Annotated in this window: 11 protein-coding genes; 9 read left to right on the forward strand and 2 right to left on the reverse strand. The window is 46.8% G+C overall.

The window, feature by feature from the left end; all coding sequences use genetic code 11:
* Both prmB and aroC read left to right on the forward strand, forming a co-directional pair.
* Positions 1-905: 50S ribosomal protein L3 N(5)-glutamine methyltransferase (prmB, locus tag VJL_RS13790; protein ID WP_038878766.1), on the forward strand; the 905-nt coding region annotated here is incomplete at its 5' end.
* A 224-nt stretch (positions 906-1,129) separates the two neighbouring features.
* Entirely contained in the window at positions 1,130-2,215 is a 1,086-nt protein-coding gene (gene aroC, locus VJL_RS13795) for a chorismate synthase (protein WP_005433120.1), read from the forward strand.
* An 84-nt stretch (positions 2,216-2,299) separates the two neighbouring features.
* Here aroC and VJL_RS13800 read toward each other — a convergent pair whose 3' ends face one another.
* Positions 2,300-2,923 carry a trimeric intracellular cation channel family protein gene (locus tag VJL_RS13800; protein WP_038878768.1) on the reverse strand — a complete coding sequence of 208 codons (624 nt, stop codon included), beginning with the start codon at positions 2,921-2,923 and terminating at the stop codon, positions 2,300-2,302.
* Between the two features lie 327 nt (positions 2,924-3,250).
* Here VJL_RS13800 and VJL_RS13805 point away from each other — a divergent pair, with 327 nt between their 5' ends.
* The 3 genes from VJL_RS13805 to VJL_RS13815 all read left to right on the forward strand — a co-directional run bounded on the left by VJL_RS13805 (position 3,251) and on the right by VJL_RS13815 (position 4,761).
* Positions 3,251-3,781, forward strand: a complete 531-nt coding sequence (locus VJL_RS13805) for an elongation factor P hydroxylase (RefSeq protein ID WP_038878770.1) — start codon at positions 3,251-3,253, stop codon at positions 3,779-3,781.
* Positions 3,782-3,796: 15 nt separating this feature from the next.
* Positions 3,797-4,060, forward strand: coding sequence for a YfcL family protein (locus VJL_RS13810; protein ID WP_005433127.1), 264 nt, complete (start codon positions 3,797-3,799; stop codon positions 4,058-4,060).
* 176 nt (positions 4,061-4,236) lie between these two features.
* Positions 4,237-4,761 (forward strand): NADPH-dependent FMN reductase, encoded by a 525-nt coding sequence (locus VJL_RS13815; protein ID WP_038878772.1) that lies wholly within the window; start codon positions 4,237-4,239, stop codon positions 4,759-4,761.
* A gap of 652 nt (positions 4,762-5,413) precedes the next feature.
* Here VJL_RS13815 and mnmC read toward each other — a convergent pair.
* Positions 5,414-7,432: a bifunctional tRNA (5-methylaminomethyl-2-thiouridine)(34)-methyltransferase MnmC2/FAD-dependent 5-carboxymethylaminomethyl-2-thiouridine(34) oxidoreductase MnmC1 gene (mnmC, locus tag VJL_RS13820; RefSeq protein ID WP_038878774.1), complete on the reverse strand. Its 2,019-nt coding sequence runs from the start codon at positions 7,430-7,432 to the stop codon at positions 5,414-5,416.
* A gap of 128 nt (positions 7,433-7,560) precedes the next feature.
* Between mnmC and fabB the strand changes: the two genes are divergently transcribed.
* From fabB to VJL_RS13840, 4 genes are all read left to right on the forward strand, one after another.
* Positions 7,561-8,772 (forward strand): beta-ketoacyl-ACP synthase I, encoded by a 1,212-nt coding sequence (fabB, locus tag VJL_RS13825; protein ID WP_038878775.1) that lies wholly within the window; start codon positions 7,561-7,563, stop codon positions 8,770-8,772.
* 317 nt (positions 8,773-9,089) lie between these two features.
* Positions 9,090-10,223, forward strand: a complete 1,134-nt coding sequence (locus tag VJL_RS13830) for a 4-phosphoerythronate dehydrogenase (RefSeq protein ID WP_038878786.1) — start codon at positions 9,090-9,092, stop codon at positions 10,221-10,223.
* On the forward strand, positions 10,220-11,233 hold the full coding sequence (locus VJL_RS13835; protein WP_038878778.1) for an aspartate-semialdehyde dehydrogenase: 1,014 nt from the start codon (positions 10,220-10,222) through the stop codon (positions 11,231-11,233). Before VJL_RS13830 ends, VJL_RS13835 begins: the two co-directional genes overlap by 4 nt.
* Before the next feature lie 199 nt (positions 11,234-11,432).
* Positions 11,433-15,911 (forward strand): FimV/HubP family polar landmark protein, encoded by a 4,479-nt coding sequence (locus VJL_RS13840; RefSeq protein WP_038878780.1) that lies wholly within the window; start codon positions 11,433-11,435, stop codon positions 15,909-15,911.
* Positions 15,912-15,923: the final 12 nt, after the last annotated feature.

Genomic DNA, 15,923 nt, shown 5'->3' on the forward strand with positions numbered 1-15,923 from the left:
TATCGGAACTGCATACCCTTCAAGATATGATTCGTTGGACGGTCAGCCGCTTTAACGCCGCTAACTTGTTTTACGGTCATGGTACTGATAATGCGTGGGATGAAGCGGTTCAGCTTATCCTGCCGACATTATACTTGCCGATTGATGTGCCTCCGCATGTATTGAACTCTCGCCTAACGACAAGCGAGCGTCTACGTATTGTTGAGCGCGTAGTAAAACGCATCAACGAGCGTACACCAACTGCATACCTAACGAACAAAGCATGGTTCTGCGGTCTTGAGTTCTTTGTTGATGAGCGTGTACTTGTGCCACGTTCTCCAATCGGTGAATTGATTCAAGCGGAATTCCAACCTTGGTTGGTGGAAGAGCCAACTCGCATCATGGACCTATGTACGGGTTCTGGCTGTATCGCGATTGCTTGTGCGCACGCTTTCCCTGAAGCAGAAGTCGACGCGATCGACATCTCTACAGACGCTCTACAAGTGGCTGAACAAAACGTACAAGATCACGGTATGGAGCAGCAAGTGTTCCCAATCCGTTCAGATTTGTTCCGTGATCTGCCAAAAGAGAAGTACAACCTGATCGTGTCTAACCCACCTTACGTGGACGAAGAAGACATGAACAGCCTACCAGACGAGTTCACGCACGAGCCTGAGCTAGGTCTAGCCGCGGGTACTGACGGTCTAAAACTGGTTCGTCGTATTCTTGCCAACGCTCCAGACTACCTAACAGAAAACGGTATTCTTATTTGTGAAGTCGGTAACTCGATGGTTCACATGATGGAACAGTACCCTCAGATCCCATTTACTTGGGTCGAGTTCGAGAACGGCGGTCACGGCGTATTCATGCTAACACGTGATCAGTTAGTTGAATGTGCAGAAGAGTTCAAACTGTACAAAGACTAAGTCTGTCTAAGCAAACCAGTCGAACAAACAATGAAAACACCGAGCCCAGTGCTCGGTGTTTTTTTATCCGCTTCGCAGTGAGCTTGAAAATTCAGGCTGATTTGTTTTTTCCGCCAAAACGGGCTTTACATCAAAACGTAATACCGCCACTATGAATTCACGAAGAATTGATAAGCAGTTGCGCTCCCACAGTTCGAGCGTGGCGACAATAATTTGAGGAAGTAATGGCAGGAAACAGTATCGGACAACATTTCCGAGTGACGACATTCGGGGAAAGTCACGGTATCGCACTAGGATGTATCGTAGACGGATGCCCTCCAGGTTTGGAAATCACTGAGGCAGATCTGCAAACGGATCTCGACCGTCGCCGTCCTGGCACATCACGTTACACCACACAGCGTCGTGAACCGGACGAAGTAAAAATTCTTTCTGGCGTATTTGAAGGTCAAACTACAGGTACTTCAATTGGTTTGATGATTGAGAACACTGACCAGCGTTCTAAAGACTACTCAGACATTAAAGACAAGTTCCGTCCAGGACATGCTGATTACACTTACCACCAAAAATACGGTGTGCGCGATTATCGAGGTGGCGGCCGTTCGTCTGCTCGTGAAACGGCAATGCGTGTGGCGGCTGGTGCAATCGCTAAGAAATACCTGAAAGACGAGTTCGGTGTAGAAATCCGTGCTTACTTGTCGCAAATGGGTGACGTTTCAATCGATAAAGTGGATTGGAATGAAATCGAAAATAATGCGTTCTTCTGCCCAGATGCAGACAAAGTAGAAGCGTTTGACCAACTTATCCGTGACCTGAAAAAAGAAGGCGACTCCATTGGCGCAAAAATTCAGGTTGTGGCAACCAACGTGCCTGTTGGTCTTGGTGAGCCTGTATTTGATCGTCTAGATGCAGACATTGCGCATGCGCTAATGAGCATCAATGCGGTGAAAGGCGTGGAAATCGGCGACGGTTTTGATGTGGTAAACCAAAAAGGCAGCGAGCACCGTGATACGCTTTCTCCAGAAGGCTTCGGCAGCAACCACGCGGGTGGCATTCTTGGCGGTATCTCTACCGGCCAAGAGATTGTGGCAAACATCGCGCTTAAGCCAACCTCAAGCATTACGGTTCCAGGCGAGACTATCACTAAAGAAGGTGAACCAACTCAGTTGATCACTAAAGGTCGTCATGACCCATGTGTGGGTATCCGCGCCGTGCCTATCGCGGAAGCGATGCTGGCTATTGTCGTTATGGATCACTTGCTACGTCATCGTGGTCAAAACCATGGCGTACAAACCGAGACTCCAAAGATTTAAGTTTGAAACTCAACTTGATAGAAATACAAAAGGCTGCTCAATGAGCTGCCTTTTTAATGGGGTTTCAATTGGTTTCGCATTCAATTAGTGAATTGAACCTTCCGTTTCCAAGTGGAATGAAGGTAAGCGCCATTTGAAGCGTACTGCAGCCATACGCAGCATATAACCAGTAATCAGAGTCACAGTCGTCGCGGTTACGTCAGGTACGTTGAACTCAAGTAAAGCTAAGTACAAGCCCGATGCAATAAGTGCCACAGAGGCGTAAAGCTCTTCATGCAACACAAGCGGTGTTTGACGACAAATCAAATCGCGTAGCAGACCGCCAAATACACCAGTGACTAGTGCAGACACCATACAAATGCCAGGGTGTAAGCCCATACCAATCGCTACCTTGGTACCGATGATGCTAAATACGATCAAGCCCAGCGCATCCAAACGGATAAATAGCCCTTTGAATTTAATCACCCATTTCGCTAAGCCAGTCGTCAGTACACCAGCTACACAAGTGATTGCCAAAAACTCGGGATTTTTCACCCAACCTAGTGGGTAGTGGCCAAGAAGAATGTCGCGCACCGTACCGCCGCCAATAGCCGTTGCACTCGCTACCAACATAACACCAAACCAATCCATTTTTCTTCGGCCGGCACTTAATGCACCAGTCATGGCTTCAGCCGTGATACCAATGATGTACAACACACTTAGCAGCATAAGGGGACACTCAAATAAAAGGGCTCTGTCATGGTCCTTGAGATTAAGGAAAACAGCAGCAAAACTTACCAACAAGATTTAAACCTTGGGGAGAGGCTCAAACCCAAAAGAATCTCGCTTCAAGTGGCGTTGAAGTCGCCATCGTTAAGCGTAAAAATAAGGCGTGAGTGTAGTGGGAAATGTGATCTGTGACGAATGAGAAATTGTATGGAGAAAGCGACTTTCAGATTAACTCAGCTAATAACCAAACATGTTGTGTGGCTTTACCTGTGTAAGAAAAACAGCGACAATGCGCACCGCATATCAATTTGACGTACAGAATCGATGATGAACCACGAATATCAAGACCTTATCGCTATTTTCAATGACACATTTCTTGAGCCTTTTAACACTGAGTTAGAGCTAGGCGGCGATGAGCCAATTTACTTACCAGCAGATGAAGAACATCCGCATCATCGGATTATTTTTGCTCGTGGCTTTTATGCGTCAGCGCTACACGAGATTGCCCATTGGTGCGTAGCAGGACCAGAGCGTCGTTTGTTGGAAGATTTTGGTTACTGGTACGAGCCTGATGGTCGTACAGCAGAGGTTCAAGCTGAGTTCGAAAAAGTTGAAATTCGCCCTCAAGCTTACGAGTGGATTCTAGCGAAAAGTGCTGACTTCCCTTTTAACGTCAGTTGTGACAATCTACACGGCGATTTTGAACCAGATCGTCTTGGTTTTATGCACAAAGTGCACAATGAAGTAATGGGTATTCTAGAAAACGGTCTTCCGCCTCGCGTGAAAATGCTATCGGATGCGTTGCGTGCCTTTTACCAAACCAAGCCGCTGGAAACGTCTGACTTTATCGTTAAATAACCTCAGAGAAGCTCCATGATTATTGAATTTGAAGAAAAACTACTAGAACTGATTGATGCTCGCATTGAAACAGCATCGGATGATGAACTGTTTGCTGGTGGTTATTTGCGTGGTCACATTTCTCTGTCTGCTGCGGCGTGTGAAGAAGAAGGCATTAACGATGTGACTGAGCTTAAATCTCGCATCGAAAACAGTCTTGAAGAAGCACGTTCAGAACTAACGCCAGCCGATCGCGTGATCGTGAGTGATCTATGGCAAGAGCTTCAAGCGCAAGCTTAAGTCTCATTCAGTTATATATGCTTCGACTGGTTGCTCTAAGCTTCTGGTTGAAGCAAAAAGAGTTGAAATAAACTCCTTCGAAATTTTCGAATCTCTCCTTAAAATTTTTGTGGTTGTAGCACACTCGTTCACCTTTTACTCTTGTTAGTACAAAACGTGAACAAAGGATTACAACCATGAAAGTTATCGCATTCGGCGCTTCTACTAGCTCTACCTCTATCAACAAAACCCTTGCAACTTACGCTGCTAACCTTGTCGAAGGTGCAGAAGTTCAAGTGTTAGACCTCAATAGTTACGATGTTCCTTTGTTCAGTGAAGACAAAGAGAAGGAAATCGGCCAGGCGGAAGGCGCAAAAGCGTTTCTTGCTGATATCGCAACCGCGGACGCTTTGGTGATTTCTTTTGCTGAGCACAACGGCTCTTACCCAGCAGCGTATAAGAATCTATTCGATTGGGCGACACGCATCGATCGCAACGTATTCCAAAATAAACCAGCGGTGTACTTAGCGACTTCACCTGGCCCTAGTGGCGCACAAACGGTACTCGCTGCGGCGACAGGCTCTGCACCTTACTTTGGTGCTGAAGTGAAAGCATCGCAATCTATTCCAAGCTTCTACGATAACTTTGATTTGGAAGCGGGAGAATTCCGTAATGCTGAAATTGCAGAACAGGTGAGAGCGGCCGTGGCGGCATTGAATTAAAAAAACTTGTAACCCCCTCTAACTCCCCCTTAGAAAGGGGGAGGACGAATGCAGAGTTCATAACTTGCTCCTCCACTTTTTTAAAATGAGGCTAGGAGTGGTAGTTTGTCTTCAGAGCAACCCCCTCTAACTCCCCCTTGGAAAGGGGGAGGACGAATGCGGAGTTCATAACTTGCTCCTCCACTTTTTTAAAATGAGGCTAGGGGTAGTAGTTTGTCTTCAGAGCAACCCCTCGAACTGGCCCTTGACAGGGGGAGGATTAATGCGGAGTTCATAACTTGCTCCTCACTTTTTTAAGATGAGGCTAGGAGTGGTAGTTTGTTTTCGGAGCAGCCCCTGACTCCTTCTTTGAAAGATGGATGGACTAAAGCGGGTTAAGAACTTGTTCCTCCCCTTTTTAGGAGGAGGCTAGGAGTGGTAGTTTGTTTTCGGAGCAGCCCCTGACTCCTTCTTGGAAAGATGGATGGACTAAAGCGGGTTAAGAACTTGTTCCTCCCCTTTTTAAGGGAGGCTAGGAGTGGTTATTTGTTCTCAGAGCTGCGCCCTTGATTCCTTCTCGGAAAGATGGATGGACTAAAGTGGGGGGCTAAGAACTTGTTCCTCCCCTTTTTAAGGGGAGGCTAGGAGGGGTTCTTTACGCATTCGAAACTGGTTACAACTCAGTAATCGCTTTACCTTTACGCAGCTTTCTTACCCACATACGGCTAGGGTGCAGTTCAGTCAGCACATCTACAGGCAGTGGTAATGGGTCGCCACAGATTTGTGATGCCAACACTTCGGCCATTAGAGGCGCAGAACTCAAACCACGAGAGCCTAAACCAAGGAAACAGAATAGGTTAGGGAACTGGTGAATCGCTTCAACGTCTTGTTCTTGTTGATTTTGCAGATCCGCATATTGCGTTTTGATGGTTTCAAAGTCACCTACGTTACCTACAAACGGCAGGTGATCACGGCTAACACAGCGAATGCCTTGGCGTGATAAATTACCAGAGGTATCCACTTCTTTCGTCCAAGCTTGGTTTGGCAAACACTTCACCAATTTCTCTGCATTGTCTTTTTGTGCTTCCTCGTCAAACTCGTAATCGAGGTGGCTGCGGTCGTAGCTTGCACCGATGCATAAGTGCTGATTATTCGGGTTAACAGGCGTCATGTAACCGTCGTAACACAGTACCGTTTTCAGCTTAGACAAGGTTTCTGTCGCTGGTGCGTGGCTAACTTGACCTTTTACCTGACCCATCGGTAGATCCGCGGTTTGGCTTAGTGTTTGGAATTCACTGCCGTTAGCAACCACTACAGTGGAGTGTTCAAAGCTTTGACCGTTTGCTTTCAATGTCCATAGTTGGCGCGCTTCATCCCAAGTTAGTGACTCGACTTGATGCTCGAACTTCACTTCAAAAAGTTCTGTTTTCTCCAGTTGAGCAATCAAACCACGGGTCAGTTCTGCAGGGCATAACCAACCGCCAAGAGGGTAATGAACTGATGCCATATCGATCGGCAAGCCAATCTTCTCTGCGGTCTCTTCAGCAGATAGTTTATGAATTAACTCTGGCGTGAAATTGCCAGCAAGCATTTTTTCCAGCTTGTCTGCAGATTTGTCATCCCACATTAACTGAGTGATGCCGCACCAATCGTGATCGAATTGGATATTTTGCGCAGCCTGGTCAACAAACTGACGGGCAAACAAAAAGCCCGGAGCAAACACACGAGAAACGCCTTTGTGGGGACCATTTAATAATGGGTACACTGCGCCTTGGCGGTTGCCTGATGCGCCTTCTGCGGGTTGAGCGTCTTTGCAGTAAAGCGTGACATTTTGACCGCGGCGAACCAGCGTTTTAGCCAAAGCCGCGCTTGCGATGCCGCCACCAATAATCGCGATGGAATCATGATTGGCCGACGCAGTGCGGTTAAACCAAGGTTGGTGGTTTGAATGCGCTTCACACTGCTCCATCGAACCCGCGATCATTTCGCGTTTGGTACCGAAGCCTTTGACTTTCTTCATTGAAAAGCCTGCTTCGTTTAAGCCGCGACGCACAAAGCCTGCTGCCGTAAAGGTTGCGACCGTACAGCCTTGTTTTGCCAATTTTGCCATGCCGTTGAATAGGTTTTGGTTCCACATTTCTGGGTTTTTGCTTGGTGCAAAACCGTCTAAGAACCAAGCATCAATCAAGCCTTGCTCCCCATAAGGAACAAGCGGCATGCAGTCTTTTATATCGCCAAACCAAAGGTCGAGTGTGATCGCTCCGTCTTCTAAAACAATGCGATGACATTCAGGCACTGCGGCTGGGTAGTGCTGTTGCAGCTTTTCGGCAAATTCTGCCAACTCTGGCCAAGATTGATGTGCTTTTTCTAGATCAGCTTTGCTGAGTGGGTACTTCTCAAAACTAACGAAATGCAATTCTTTTAACGCTGCCTCTGGATATTCGCGACGAAATTCGGTAAACCATTGCCACACGGCTAAGAAGTTCAACCCCGTGCCAAATCCGGTTTCGCCAATAACAAAGCGTCTTTGGTCAAATTCCTGCCATCTTTCTGGTAGATGATTTTGTTTGAGGAACACGTAACGCGTCTCTTCGAGACCGTTTACGTTGGAGAAATAAACATCATCAAATTGGTCAGAAACCGGTGTACCAGCTTCGTTCCAACCAAGTTCTGCGTTTTTAATCGAAGTCATAATGGTGCAAATATGTGATTTGGCGCGGTTAGAATTCGGCAATTGTACGAATTTCTGGGAAAGCTGACCACTTTTGTTGACTATCTTAGTTATTATCTAGCGGATTTTTGAATTATAGGAATGTCATAATGAAACGAGTCGTAATCACCGGTATGGGTATTGTTTCAAGTATCGGTAACAACGTCGAAGAAGTTCTAGCGTCTCTTAAAGCGGGCAAATCTGGCATCACTGCGTCTGAGCAGTTTAAAGAAAACGGTCTGCGTTCGCAGGTATGGGGTGATCTGAAAATCAACCCAGCAGAATTTATTGACCGTAAGCAGATGCGCTTTATGGGTGATGCGGCTGCTTATGCATACCTATCAATGCAGCAGGCGATTGAAGACGCTGGTCTATCTGAAGAACAAGTTTCAAACGATCGTACAGGTATCGTTGCTGGTTCTGGTGGTGCTTCTGCATTAAACCAAACAGTGGCAACTGATACGATGCGTGCAAAAGGCGTAAAACGCGTAGGTCCATACATGGTGCCGCGTACTATGTCTTCAACAGTATCAGCGTGTCTTGCAACACCATTTAAGATTCGTGGTGTGAACTACTCAATGAGCTCAGCTTGTGCAACATCTGCACACTGTATCGGTCACGCGATGGAGCTTATTCAACTTGGCAAACAAGACATCGTATTTGCAGGTGGTGGTGAAGAGCTAGATTGGTCTCAAACGATGATGTTTGATGCAATGGGCGCACTATCTACCAAGTACAACGAAACACCAGAAAAAGCATCTCGTACTTACGATGCTGATCGTGATGGTTTCGTTATTTCTGGTGGCGGCGGCATGCTAGTTATCGAAGAACTAGAGCACGCATTAGCTCGTGGCGCGAAAATCTACGGTGAGATCGTAGGTTACGGTGCGACTTCTGATGGCTACGACATGGTAGCACCATCAGGTGAAGGCGCAATCCGTTGTATGAAGATGGCAATGCAAGACGTTGATAGCATCGATTACATCAACACGCACGGTACTTCTACTCCTGTAGGTGACGTGAAAGAGCTAGGCGCTATCCAAGAGCTATTCGGCAACAACAGCCCAGCAATCTCTGCGACAAAAGCGATGACTGGCCACGCACTAGGTGCAGCTGGTGTTCACGAAGCAATTTACTCAACGCTAATGCTAGACAATGGCTTCATTGCTCCAAGTGTGAATATCTCTAACTTGGATGAAGCAGCACAAGGTCTAGACATCGTGATGGAAGCTCGTGACGCTGAACTGACGACAGTTATGTCAAACAGCTTTGGTTTTGGTGGTACAAACGCGACATTGGTAATCAAAAAGTACCAAGCATAAGCGACCCAAAGCTAACTGAATTTGTTGGGCTGTGATTCTCTTCGTGGAGTGAATCGACCAACAAACCAGTTTCCAGAGCTTGATCAGGTTAACTGATCGAACAGACGCAGACTTTATCCCAAGGAGAGCGGGATAGGATCCTTTTGTTCTGGAACTTTGCCCGGCTAATTTAGCCGGGCTTTTTCTTTTCTGAAACCTGCTTTTGAAAGTCACTTAGGTATAGTTGTTGAGATTTTTCAAGAAAAGGGCACAATCGCTTTAGCTTCGCATCTTGCGAATAAACGAACTCATACAAATGGATGTTAAACGCTGGCGCTATGAAAATTATTGTTGATGAAAATATGCCGTACGCTGAAGAGCTATTCAGCCAACTCGGTGAAGTGATTCTAAAACCTGGTCGTACACTGACAGCCGATGATTTAGTGGATGTAGATGCGCTAATGATTCGCTCAGTCACCAAAGTAAACGCAGAACTGATCAGCAAAGCAAATAAGCTGAAGTTCGTTGGCACGGCGACGGCGGGCATGGATCATGTTGACCAAGCGCTTCTAAAAGAGAAAGGTATTTTCTTCACCGCAGCACCAGGCTGTAACAAAGTCGGCGTTGCTGAGTATGCGTTCAGCGTCATGATGGTACTTTCCCAACAGCAAGGCTTCTCTGTTTTCGATAAAACTGTTGGCATCATCGGTGCGGGTCAAGTGGGGAGCTACCTTGAGAAATGTTTGAAAGGCATGGGCATTAACGTGCTCATCAACGACCCATTCAAGCAAGAAGAGGGAGATTCTCGCAGTTTTACTCCGCTAGCAGAGTTGATCGAACGTTCTGACGTCATCACGCTGCACACACCTATTACCAAAGATGGCCTACACCCAACGCATCATTTGATTGATGATAAGGTGTTAAATGGTCTTCGTTGCGATCAAATTCTTATCAATGCGGCACGCGGTCCTGTTGTGGACAACCAAGCATTGAAGCAACGTTTAATGAAAAACGATGGCTTCACGGCGGCATTAGATGTATTTGAATTTGAACCAGAGGTTGATATGGAGCTTCTGCCTCTGCTAGCATTCGCAACCCCTCACGTTGCAGGCTATGGTCTGGAGGGGAAAGCTCGCGGTACGACGATGATTTTCAACAGCTACTGTGAGTTCTTAAATAACGAATTACGTGCGCATGCCAGCGATTTACTGCCGACCGCGCCTGTTCCTACAATGGTATTGGACAGAGCATGGGATGAAGCAACGCTGCACAACATCACGCAGTTAATCTATGATGTGCGTAAAGATGACGCTCTTTTCCGCCGCGAAATCAGTAAGCCAGGCTCTTTTGACCTGATGCGTAAAAACTACTGGGATCGCCGCGAATACAGCGCTGTCACGCTAGTGGGTAACGAAACATGCAATCTTGCACCATTAGCAGAACTAGGTTTTCAGGTTGAGGTAAGTCAATGAGCCAGCAATACAATGTTGCCGTATTAGGTGCGACCGGCGCGGTCGGTGAAACAATTTTGGAAGTGCTTCAAGAGCGCAAATTCCCAGTAGGCGAAATCTTCCTGTTGGCAAGTGAACGCAGTGAAGGTAAGACTTACCGCTTCAACGGTAAAACAATTCGCGTTCAAAACGTAGAAGAGTTTGATTGGTCTCAAGCGCATATTGCGTTGTTTTCAGCTGGTGGCGAGTTGTCTGCTAAATGGGCGCCAGTTGCCGCAGACGAAGGCGTTATCGTGATCGACAACACGTCTCATTTCCGCTACGAATACGACATTCCTTTGGTGGTGCCAGAAGTTAACCCAGAAGCAATTGCTGAGTTCCGTAACCGTAACATCATTGCGAACCCGAACTGTTCAACCATCCAGATGTTAGTGGCACTAAAGCCTATTCACGATGCTGTTGGTATTGAGCGTATCAACGTTTCAACTTACCAATCAGTGTCTGGTGCGGGTAAAGCTGGTATTGATGAGCTTGCAGGTCAGACTGCGAAACTACTGAATGGTCTTCCTGCGGACAAGAAAGAATTTTCTCAACAGATCGCGTTTAACTGTATTCCACAAATCGACCAGATGATGGAAAACGGCTACACCAAAGAAGAAATGAAAATGGTGTGGGAGACGCAAAAGATCTTTAACGACCCATCAATCACTGTAAACCCAACGTGTGTACGCGTTCCGGTATTTTACGGTCATGCAGAAGCATTACATGTTGAAACTCGTTCACCAATCGATGCACAAGAAGTGGTTAACCTGCTTGAGCAAACGGATGGCATCGAAGTGTTCCACGGTGAAGATTTCCCAACACAAGTGCGTGATGCAGGCGGCAAAGACCACGTAATGGTTGGTCGTATTCGCAATGATATTAGTCATCACAGTGGTGTAAACCTATGGGTAGTTGCTGATAACGTACGCAAAGGTGCAGCGACAAACGCCGTACAAATTGCTGAAGTTCTGATCCGCGACTACTACTAAGTCGGCTTCGCTAAGAACCTTTAAGCCTCGCACTATGCGAGGCTTTTTTGTTCGAACGGCGTAAAATTGTGTGAGATTAGTACGAATATGGTGAGAGCCACACATTTTTTGCCCTCAAAGCTATAGTTTTGCGTGTGTTATCCGATATATTTAACCGATCACCATTTCAAATTGTTTCTAGCACCAAACTGAGCCTTCTATGCGTCAAAATTATAAGCGTTTGTTAGCAGCCCTTGTGTTGATGAGCGCGACTCAGACATCGTCAGTGGTTCAAGCCGAAGGAATTCGACTTGTAGGACCCTCTGGTGAAGTGCAAACGTCTCCTAGCTACGCTGAGGAGATTGAGCGAGCGTTACCTGCTCCGCCTGAAAATAACCAACCGTCGCGCTTTTATGGTCCGACGAATAAAAACGAGACTTTGTGGTCGATTGCTTCTCAATTGCGACCTTCTCGTAATGTTTCTGTTCAACAGACGCTTCTCGCCATTTACCGAATCAACCCTCAAGCGTTTGATAACCAGAATATTCATGAATTGATCCCGGGCAGCCGACTTCGCGTGCCTTCATTAGAGCAAGTTCAGAGTGCTACCACGCCTCAGGCGATTGCCGTGATGAATGCTCATGAAGTTCGATTAGCTCAACAAAAACCAGCAAAAACATCGCCTGTTAAGCCAAAACCGGAAACACCAAAGCCTACGGCTGAAGTTGCTCAAATTGAGCCGTCTAAACCGGAATTGGCAAAGCCAGAACCAATCAAGCCGGTTGAGTCTACGACCGCCGTACCTGAAGTCGTGACTTCACCGGAAGGTGAGAAACAAGTAACAGCACTTAAAGATAAACTGCAAGGCTCACAAAGTGAGTTGGACTCTCTCGAAGAGAAGAACCATCGTTTACGTTTGATGCTGTCTGAAGTGCAGAGCGAGGTCGCAACGCTTAAAACTTCGCTCAACGATGAAGAACGAATTCGCTCTGAAGTCGAAAAACTGCTAGCGGAAGAACGTCAGCGTCTTGCAGAGCAGCAACGAATGCAGCCAAGTACGATGGACAAGGTTCTGTCTAACGGTTGGCTAGTAGGCCTTGCAGCACTTATTCCAGGTGCATTGATTGCCATGTTAATCGTCATGTTGCTTGGTCGTCGCTCTAAAGAGAAAGAGGAAGAAGCTGCTGCGCAAGAACAGCAAAGTGTTGATCCACTTGCTGCGCCAATCGGATTGGCTGCGGCAGATGAGTTGGATGAAGAATTAAGTCTAGACGACGATTTGTTTGGTGACGATGACGACACGGAGCAACTATTCGGCCAAGAAGAAGCGCAGCCAGAAGAAGAGGATGTCTTTGCTAACCTGGATGACGACGATCTCGACTTCAACCTCGAAGGGGATGATGGCGAAGACCCATTCGCGGGGATTGGGGATGATGGCGATCTCGACGTTGGCTTCGATGAGTTTGACTCTTCAAGCAATGGCATAAAAGTAAACGGCGAAGAAAAAGCGCTCGGTCTTGAAGAGATGGAGCGTGCACTTGATGAAGTCTCTCCAGAGCTTGAAGTTTTGGATGATGAGGATGAAGTCGGTTTCGATCTTTCAGATGAAGATAACGCTGATGTGATGTCGGATGATGCATTTGCCGAGTTACTCTCTGCTGACGACCCATCTGAAGAGTTACAAAGTGACGCGGTTGATCAAGCCATGCTTGATGACTTATTTGCTGACCTTGATGGTGACGACCTCAATCTTGATGTTGAGGACGAGAAGCCATCTCAAGTGTCAGAGAGTGCTTTCTCTGCTGGTGAAGCAACCGACGATGACATAGATAAACTGCTTGCTCAGTATGAACAGCCAGTAAGTGCGGATGCCGATGACCCACTACTTGATGAACTAGAATCATTGTCTGGTCTGTCTGATTCAGACTTAGAGCAGGATGATGCATCAGCACTCCTCGATGAGTTGATGGGTGACGACGAAGGTGAATCAATCAATGAGCGAGATCCTCTTGACGATCTAGAAGACATTGCAGGCTTGAGTGAAGAACCTTCGATTGATGAAGACAGCACAGATTTGCTTGACGAGTTGATTGGTTTTGATGATGAGGATGCATCTGACGATGATTTTGATCCACTTGATGAACTAGAGAAACTGTCTGGTTTTGAGGGCGATGACGCATTAGAAGATCTTGATGAAAACAGCGTCGATTTGTTGGATGAGCTACTTGATGACAGCGGCGATGAAACAATAGACGAACAAGAGCCTACGGACGTTGACCCATTCGATGATTTGATTCGTGAAGATGATGAGCCAGAAATCGCGAGTGCGCAGCAGAGTGACGATGACTTATTGGCCTCGTTAGGTTTTGATGATCTTGAGCCAGAAGCGACTCAACCTGCTGAAACTCAACAACAGGTTAAATCTGCTTCTGAATTGGAAGACGAAAAGGCGCTTGGTCTGGATTCAGGCTTAGATATCGATGCATTACTGAACGAGAACCAACCAGAGGTTGAGCCGAAAGTAGACGCGTTGAGCCGCGAATCAGAGGCTGAATCAGCACTAGAACAAACCGTTGAAGATTTTGACAAAGAGGATTTCTTTGGTGATTTAGAAGATTCAATCCCAGAGCACGATCCTTTGATGTCGGAATTGGATGAGTTGTTTGAATCTAATGAAGACGATCTAAAACAAGCAGAGCAAGAGCGCGCCGATTTCGCTGCGGAACTGGATGCGCTTATTAGTGAGCAAGCGACAGAAGAAGATGAGTTAGATTTTGAACCTGAGTTGATTCAAGAACCTTCTATCGAATCAGAACCGCAAGATGCGATCTTAGAAAAAGCGGACTCAGACGTTGAAACATCACTCAGCAAAACAGAAGAAGAGCCCGCGTTCACTCCGACGCCAAACACCGTCGAAAATGAATTTGGTATTCCGCAAGAAGAAGACTGGCTTGTTGATGACATAGAACCCGAGACGAAGACGGAACAAGAACCCGTAGCGGCAAGTTCAACTGAGACAGCTACCGAAGACGAAGAGTTCAACTTCGATGAACTGGATCTTCCGGAGTTCAACGAAGAAGATGCACTAACATCAATGGCACAAGAGCCAGAGTTAGCTGAATCTGAAACCGCTGATCCAGAAACTGCGGCGAATGAGTCAACGGCTGAAGAAGAATTCAACTTTGATGATTTAGAGCTTCCGGAGTTCAGTGAAGAAGATGCACTAACGTCAATGGCGCAAGAGCCAGAGTTAGCTGAACCTGAAACCGCTGAACCAGAAACTGCGGCGATTGAGCCGACGGCCGAAGACGAAGAATTCAACGTCGATGAGCTAGACCTTCCGGAGTTCAACGAAGAAGATGCTCTAGCGTCAATGGCGCAAGAGCTAGAGTTAGCTGAGTCTGAAATTGCTGAACCAGAAACTGCGGCGATTGAGCCGACGGCCGAAGACGAAGAATTCAACTTCGATGAGCTAGACCTTCCGGAGTTCAACGAAGAAGATGCACTAACGTCAATGGTGCAAGAGCTAGAGTTAGCTGAATCTGAAACCGCTGAACCAGAAACTGCGGCGATTGAACCAACGGCTAAAGAGGAAGAGTTCAATTTTGATGATCTAGAGCTTCCTGAGTTCAGCGAAGAAGATGCACTAACGTCAATGGCGCAAGAGCCAGAGTTAGCTGGATCTGAAACTACTGACCCAGAAACAGCGGCGAATGAGCCAGTGGCTGAAGATGAAGAGTTCGACTTCGATGATCTGGATCTTCCGGAGTTCAGCGAAGAAGATGCTCTTGCATCAATGGCTGACGAGCCAAGATTGTCAGAAGCAGAAACTTCACAGCCAGCCGCCGGCATGGCGAGCGATGAGGAGTTCAACTTTGATGATCTGGACTTGCCAGAGTTCAATGAAGAAGATGCATTGGCTTCAATGGGCGATGCAGAACTAGAAACGCCGGTAAAGCACCCTGAAGCGTCTCAAACTGTTATTCAATCAGACAATGACCATGATGCTTTGTTTGATGTATTCGCGCAGCCAGAGGCTTTCAGTGTCGAGCCTGATCCCGTTCCCGAAGCACAAGCAGACTTAGAGTCTGAACTCAATGATTTTGAAGAATCTGCAATGGCGAACCTGTTGTCAGAAAACGCAGACTCAGAAGTGTTTGATGGAAAGTTGGACAATGACACCATCGCAAGTGCGGGTATGGATTTCGAAACCATGCTGGATGTGGGCGATGACTGGGATGGTTTTAAACTGTCATCAGACAGCGCGGCGTCAACAACGGAAGTCCCAGAAGATCAAAGAGACGTTTGGAGCTCGACAGAAGCACTTGCGCAACCAGAAATCGCTCAGGAAAACTGGGGTGAGCAGGATGATCTTACCGACTTCGACCCGAAGAAAAATCAATTCATGACGATTGATGAGTTGATGGCTCAAGTGGATAAAAATGGCGGTGACTTCGAAGAGCAAGAATTAAAGCTCGATGTTGGTTTGAATGAGTTCCCTGATGTGATTGGTGACATCGGTGATGTGGATGTAGACACCAACGCAGAAGCCGCAGGTAAGCTTGATTTAGCAAAAATCTATCTAGAAATGAACGATCCTCAAGGGGCGATCAAATTGCTAGAAGAGGCCATCGTCTACGGTGAAGATGATATTCGCCGTGAAGCGAAAGGGCTTATCGACGCCATTAACGGTCGATAAAGAAAAATGGGT

It is taken from the genome of Vibrio jasicida CAIM 1864 = LMG 25398 (genome assembly GCF_000400365.1).
Lineage (GTDB): Bacteria > Pseudomonadota > Gammaproteobacteria > Enterobacterales > Vibrionaceae > Vibrio > Vibrio jasicida.

Coding starts and splice junctions, on each gene's coding strand:
- aroC (WP_005433120.1), top strand. CDS start 1,130: ATGGCAGGAAACAGTATCGGACAACATTTCCGAGTGACGACATTCGGG.
- VJL_RS13800 (WP_038878768.1), bottom strand. CDS start 2,923: ATGCTGCTAAGTGTGTTGTACATCATTGGTATCACGGCTGAAGCCATG.
- VJL_RS13805 (WP_038878770.1), top strand. CDS start 3,251: ATGAACCACGAATATCAAGACCTTATCGCTATTTTCAATGACACATTT.
- VJL_RS13810 (WP_005433127.1), top strand. CDS start 3,797: ATGATTATTGAATTTGAAGAAAAACTACTAGAACTGATTGATGCTCGC.
- VJL_RS13815 (WP_038878772.1), top strand. CDS start 4,237: ATGAAAGTTATCGCATTCGGCGCTTCTACTAGCTCTACCTCTATCAAC.
- mnmC (WP_038878774.1), bottom strand. CDS start 7,432: ATGACTTCGATTAAAAACGCAGAACTTGGTTGGAACGAAGCTGGTACA.
- fabB (WP_038878775.1), top strand. CDS start 7,561: ATGAAACGAGTCGTAATCACCGGTATGGGTATTGTTTCAAGTATCGGT.
- VJL_RS13830 (WP_038878786.1), top strand. CDS start 9,090: ATGAAAATTATTGTTGATGAAAATATGCCGTACGCTGAAGAGCTATTC.
- VJL_RS13835 (WP_038878778.1), top strand. CDS start 10,220: ATGAGCCAGCAATACAATGTTGCCGTATTAGGTGCGACCGGCGCGGTC.
- VJL_RS13840 (WP_038878780.1), top strand. CDS start 11,433: ATGCGTCAAAATTATAAGCGTTTGTTAGCAGCCCTTGTGTTGATGAGC.